The sequence below is a fragment of the Streptomyces sporangiiformans genome (genome assembly GCF_005768555.2).
Taxonomy (GTDB): domain Bacteria; phylum Actinomycetota; class Actinomycetes; order Streptomycetales; family Streptomycetaceae; genus Streptomyces; species Streptomyces sporangiiformans.
The window spans coordinates 1-1,500 of record NZ_VCHX02000002.1 but is presented as its reverse complement, the minus strand read 5'-3'; the positions used below and the strand labels follow the sequence as shown (position 1 = coordinate 1,500).

General features: G+C 69.4%; 1 protein-coding gene and 1 pseudogene. Both read left to right on the top strand.

The window, feature by feature from the left end:
* Positions 1–1,158, top strand: a pseudogene (locus FGD71_RS47155) (acyltransferase domain-containing protein); the annotation flags it as partial.
* A 1-nt stretch (position 1,159) separates the two neighbouring features.
* Positions 1,160–1,500, top strand: a 341-nt coding sequence (locus tag FGD71_RS48155) for an acyltransferase domain-containing protein (RefSeq protein ID WP_244951175.1), incomplete at both ends; no start/stop codon positions are given.

Below are 1,500 nucleotides of genomic sequence, written 5' to 3'. Positions count from 1 at the left end.
GACGGGACCGGCTGGTCTGAGGGTGTGGGTGTGCTGCTGGTGGAGCGACTGTCTGACGCGCGCCGTCATGGCCACCCGGTGCTCGCTGTCGTACGTGGCTCCGCGGTGAATCAGGATGGTGCGTCGAACGGGTTGACCGCGCCGAATGGTCCCTCGCAGCAGCGGGTGATCCGTGCCGCTCTTGCGGCGGCCGGTGTGTCTTCTGGCGAAGTTGATGCGGTGGAGGCGCATGGGACGGGGACGGCGCTGGGGGATCCGATCGAGGCGCAGGCGCTGATCGCCACCTATGGGCAGGGCCGATCCGAGGAGCGGCCGTTGTGGCTCGGCTCGGTGAAGTCGAACCTCGGTCACACCCAGGCCGCCGCTGGTGTGGCGGGTGTGATCAAGATGGTGTTGGCGATGCGGCAGGGGATGCTGCCCGCCACCCTGCATGTGGATGAGCCGTCTTCGCGTATCGACTGGCAGGCGGGTGAGGTGCGTCTGCTGTCGGAGGCCGTGTCATGGCCTGAGTCGGAGCATGCGCGCCGGGCGGGTGTGTCGTCGTTCGGTCTGTCCGGCACGAACGCGCACGTGATCCTCGAAGCCGCACCTGAGGAGGAGACAGCCTCGGAGCCTGCCGGAGCGTCGGGTGTGCTGCCCGTGGTGCCGTGGGTGGTCAGTGCGCACAGCCGGGAGGCGCTGCGGGCACAGGCGGCCCGGTTGCTGGCCCATGCGGAGGCGCATCCCGAGCTCGATGCGCTGGACGTGGGGCTGTCCTTGGCCACCACGCGTACTGCTTTTGAATACCGTGCGGTGGCGCTGGGCGAGGACCGGGCGTCGCTGATCGCCGGTCTGGAGGCGGTGGCCGCCGGTGCGGTGACGCATCCGCCGCTGTCCGAGGGCAGGACGGCGTTCTTGTTCTCCGGTCAGGGTGCGCAGCGCCTGGGTATGGGGCGTGAGTTGTATGAGGCGTTCCCGGTCTTCGCGGAGGCGTTCGATGCGGTGTGTGTCCATGTGGACGGGCTGCGGGATGTGGTTTTCGGTGCGGATGCGGAGGCGTTGGATTGTACGGAGTGGGCGCAGCCTGCGTTGTTCGCGGTGGAGGTGGCGCTGTTCCGGCTGCTGGAGTCGTGGGGGGTGCGGCCGGACTTCGTCGTCGGGCACTCCATCGGCGAACTTNTTCGCGGTGGAGGTGGCGCTGTTCCGGCTGCTGGAGTCGTGGGGGGTGCGGCCGGACTTCGTCGTCGGGCACTCCATCGGCGAACTTGCTGCGGCGCATGTGGCGGGTGTGTTCTCGCTGGAGGATGCCTGCGCTCTTGTTGTGGCGCGGGGTCGGCTGATGCAGCAACTGCCTTCCGGTGGGGCGATGTTCGCGGTGGAGGCGTCCGAGGACGAGGTCGCGGCGCTGCTGGAGGGGCGGGAGGCCGGGGCGTCGGTTGCGGCGGTCAACGGTCCGCGGTCGGTGGTGATCGCCGGCGCCGAGGAGGCCGTGGCGCAACTCGCCCAGAAGCTCGCGGCGGA